General features: G+C 62.2%; 2 protein-coding genes. Both read right to left on the bottom strand.

The window, feature by feature from the left end; translation table 11 throughout:
* Positions 1–2004 (bottom strand): ribonuclease R (rnr, locus tag AC1DUU_RS23465; protein WP_476785789.1); only part of this gene is annotated, 2004 nt, incomplete at its 3' end.
* Positions 2005–2010: 6 nt separating this feature from the next.
* On the bottom strand, positions 2011–4626 hold the full coding sequence (gene topA / locus AC1DUU_RS23460; protein ID WP_476785788.1) for a type I DNA topoisomerase: 2616 nt from the start codon (positions 4624–4626) through the stop codon (positions 2011–2013).
* Positions 4627–4707 lie beyond the last annotated feature (81 nt).

Below are 4707 nucleotides of genomic sequence, written 5' to 3'. Positions count from 1 at the left end.
CGCCTTGACCACGCCCGAGATGCGCGCGTCGAAAATCTCGTCGACGCGCTCGGCCAGAAAGCCCGCGACCAGCCGGTCGACAGTCTCGCGCTCGGCGGCCATGGCACGGCGTTCGGTCTGCGAAATCAGGCCGGCGATCTCTTCCAGTCGCGCTTCCTCGGAAGACGTCAGTCCGCCTGCACCCAAGCCCAGCGAGCCGATCAGCGCGCGATGGACGATCAGGTCGGCATAGCGGCGGATTGGCGAGGTGAAATGCGCGTAGCGGCGCAGATTGAGACCGAAGTGGCCGATATTGTCGGGGTTGTACTCGGCCTGGCTCTGCGAGCGCAGCACAACTTCGTTGACCAGCTGCTCGTTGTCTTCACCGCGCACGCGTTCGAGAATGCCGTTGAACTGGGCCGGCCGCATCTCGGCGCCACGTGCCARTGACAGGCCGATGGTCTGGAGGAACTCGCGCAGCGATTCCTGCTTGGCGAGCGAAGGGCCGTCGTGGATGCGGTAGACGAGCTTCTGCTTTTTGTTTTCCAGCGTTTCGGCTGCCGCGACATTGGCCTGGATCATGAACTCCTCGATCAGCTTGTGGGCGTCGAGGCGATCGGGAACGATGACACGATCGACAGTGCCATCCGGCTTGAGCAGGATCTTTCGTTCGGGCAGGTCGAGTTCGAGCGGCTGGCGGCTGTCGCGTCCGCGCTTGAGGACGTCATAAGCTGCCCAAAGCGGCTTGAGAATCGTCTCCAGGATCGGTCCGGTCTTGTCGTCGGGCATGCCGTCGATGGCAGCTTGTGCCTGCGGATAGGCAAGGCGGGCCGACGACCGCATCATGATGCGGTGGAAGGAATGCCTGACCTTGCGGCCTTCCGCCGAAAACGTCATGCGCACGGCAAGTGCCGGACGGTCGACGCCCTCGCGCAGGGAACACAGATCATTGGAGATGYGCTCGGGCAGCATCGGCACGACGCGGTCAGGGAAATAGACCGAATTGCCGCGCTTCAGCGCCTCATTGTCGAGTGCCGTGCCTGACCGGACATAGGTCGCGACGTCGGCGATGGCGACGGTGACGATGAAACCGCCTAGGTTTTTCTCATCGGTATCTGCCACAGCATAGACCGCGTCGTCATGGTCCTTGGCGTCGGCCGGGTCGATGGTGACCAGCGGCAGTTCGCGCCAGTCTTCGCGCTTGCCGTCAAGCGTTGCCGGCTTGACTGCCTCGGCCTCGGCGATCACTTCGGCAGGGAAGATGTGGGGTATGTCGTGGGCATGGATAGCGATCATCGAGACCGCCTTCTCATTGGTCAGCGAACCCAGAACCGAAACGACCTTGGCACGCGGCAGGCCGTAGCGGCTGGCCCGTTCGGGAACGACTTCGACGAGGTCGCCCTCCTTGGCTCCGTTCTGAGAATCCTTGTCGACAACAAGCTCAGGCTGGCGGCGTTCGACCGGCTCGATGCGGAAGGTGCCGTCTTTCAGGATTCGGAAGATGCCGAGTGCGGTGTCGCTGCGCTTTTCGAATATCTTCATCACGCGCGCGGTGTAGGCCGGCTCGTTGTCGTCGCCGAGGTGATCCTCAATGGGGAAGGTCTTCGCCAAGACGCGGTCGCCAACGCCGGGAGTCGGGCCATTGCCGCCGCGCGACAGCTTGATGGCGACGATCGGGCCATCAAGCTGCTCGGAGGCGCGCGCCAGAAGCGTGCCTTCGGCGTCTCTGCCAAAGATGTCGAGCACGGCGACATGTTGCAAAGCACCGACGCGCGTCAGCCGCTTGCGGCTCTTTTCGAGCAGGCCTTCGTCCTGCAACTCACGCAGCAGGTGCTTCAGCCAGATGCGATCGTCGTTCTTGAGCGCGAAAGCCTTGGCGATGTCACGCTTGCCACTGCGGTCTGGATTCTCCGCGATATAGCGCAGAATCTCGTCCCGCGACGGGCGATAGACGTCCTTGCCACGGACCTCGTCGCTTGCRGCGCGTCTGGTGCCGGCGTTTCGTCCGGTGATCTTTCGCGCCAAGGTGCGTCAGTCCTTCTTTTTGGTCTTGCTGGCGGCGGTTTTCTTAGCTGCGCTGCTGGCCGGTTTTTTGGCCGCCGCGCGGGCCGGCTTCTTGGCCCCGCCGCCTTTCGCTTCTTTTTCAGCGATCAATGCAAGTGCGTCTTCCACCGTAACAGTCGCCGGATCCTTGCCCTTCGGCAAGGTAGCGTTGACCTTGCCGAAATTGACGTAGGGACCGTATTTGCCATCGCGCACGGTGATGTTACCGCCGCCGGCTGGATGCTCGCCCAGATCCTTGAGTGCTGCCGGCGTTCCGCCGCCCCGGCCACCTTTGCCCTTGGCCTGCTTTTCGGCAATCACGGTCACGGCGCGGTTCAGGCCGATCGAGAACACGTCCTCGATGCTTTCAAGATTGGCATAGGCGCCGTCATGCAGCACGAACGGACCGTAACGGCCGAGACCGGCCGAGATCATCTTGCCGGATTCGGGGTGCTGGCCAACGTCACGTGGCAACGCCAGCAGAGCGAGCGCCTTTTCGTGATCGATGGATGCCGGCGTCCAGCCCTTGGGAAGGCTGGAGCGCTTGGCTTCCTTGCCATCGCCGCGCTGGATGTAAGGCCCGAATCGCCCGCTGCGCAGCGTGATCTCTTCACTGGTATAGGGATCGGTACCCAGCACCTTGGTGCCGTCTTCGAGACCGCCATTGTCGCCATTTGCGCCGGGGCCGTCGAGCTGACGGGTGAAGCCGCATTCGGGATAATTCGAACAACCAACGAAGGCGCCGTACTTCCCGAGCTTGAGCGACAGGTTGCCGGTACCGCATTTCGGGCAGATACGCGGGTTCGAGCCGTCCTCGCGTTCGGGGAAGACCAAAGGCGCGAGTTCTTCGTTCAGCGCGTCGAGAACGTCGGTGACGCGCAGTTCCTTGATCTCGTCGACCGCGCCGGAAAAGTCCTTCCAGAAATCGCGCAGCACGTCGCGCCAGGCGAGCTTGCCGTCGGAGACTTCGTCGAGTTTTTCTTCGAGCGAGGCGGTGAAGTCGTATTCCACGTAATTTCGGAAAAAGCTCTCCATGAACGCGGTCACAAGCCGGCCCTTGGGCTGAGGCATGAGCTTGCGGTTTTCGATCTTCACATAGTCGCGGTCTTCAAGCGTCTTGAGCGTCGCGACATAGGTCGACGGCCGGCCAATACCGAGCTCTTCCATCTTCTTGATGAAGCTCGCTTCGGAGTAGCGGGGCGGCGGCTCGGTGGTGTGGTGCGTGGCGTTGATGGCTTCGCGCTTGAGCACCTCGTCGGCGCGGATCTCGGGCAGGCGACGGGTTTCTTCGTCCTCCGAATCCTCATCCTTCTGCTCGGTATAAGCGGCGAGGAACCCATCGAAGCGGGTGACGGAGCCTACGGCGCGCAGACCGGCGGTCCTTGCGCCGTTGCGCGCCTCGATCTCGACGGTCGTGCGCTCAATCTCGGCCGGCTGCATCTGACTGGAGATGGCGCGTTTCCAAATCATCTCGTAGAGCCGTGCCTGGTCGGCATCGAGAAACTTGCGCATCTCGCTCGGCGTCCGCGAAAAATCAGTCGGCCTGATGGCCTCGTGCGCTTCCTGGGCGTTCTTGGCCTTGGTCGTGTAATGGCGCGGCTTTTCGGGCAGGTACTTTGCACCGAACTCCTTGCCGATCGCCTCGCGGGCGGCCTCGATCGCTTCGGGCGCCATTTGCACGCCGTCGGTACGCATATAGGTGATCAGACCGGCGGTCTCGCCACCGATCTCCATGCCTTCATAGAGCCTCTGCGCTACCTGCATGGTACGGCTTGCGGAGAAGCCGAGGCCCGAGGATGCGGCCTGTTGCAGCGTGGAGGTGGTGAAGGGCGGTCCCGGATTACGCTTGGTCGGCTTGGCTTCGACCGACAGTGCCTTGAAGCTCGCCCCGTCGAGCATCGCCTTGATGTCGTCGGCCATTGCCTGCGAGGAGATGTCGAGCTTTTGCAGTTTCTTGCCGTCAAAGACGGTAAGCCTTGCGTCGAATTTTTCCGCACGCGGCGTGCCAAGTATGGCTGCGACCTGCCAGTATTCTTCGCGCACAAAGCGCTCGATCTCGGTCTCGCGGTCACAAACGAAGCGCAACGCCACCGACTGGACGCGGCCGGCCGAGCGGGCGCCCGGCAGCTTGCGCCACAACACAGGCGAGAGGGTGAAACCAACCAGATAGTCGAGTGCGCGGCGCGCCAGATAGGCGTCGACCAGCTGAGGGTCGATCTCGCGCGGATTGGCGATGGCCTCGAGCACGGCCTGCTTGGTGATCGAGTTGAAAGCGACGCGCTTGATCGTCTTGTCCTTGAGCACGCGCTTTTGCTTCAGCACCTCGAGCACGTGCCAGGCGATGGCTTCCCCTTCGCGATCCGGATCGGTTGCGAGGATCAGGCCGTCGGCCTCCTTGACTGCCTTGGCGATGTCGCTCAGCCGTTTCGACGACGCAGCGTCGACCGCCCACGACATGGCAAAATCGTCGTCCGGCTTGACCGAGCCGTCCTTCGCGGGCAGATCGCGGACATGGCCGAACGAGGCCAGAACCTTATAGTTCCGACCCAGATACTTGTTGATGCTTTTCACCTTGTTCGGTGACTCGACGACAACGACGTCCATATGTGGCTGATTTTCCAGTAAAGCGCCAAAACAACGACTACGGCGCGTGGCGAAGAATTTTCAATTCGCACGTCACATGGC

The organism is Aminobacter sp. P4_H6_2, assembly GCF_056400805.1.
Note: the sequence above shows the minus strand (reverse complement) of the source record. Positions and strands in the feature narration are given on the sequence as shown.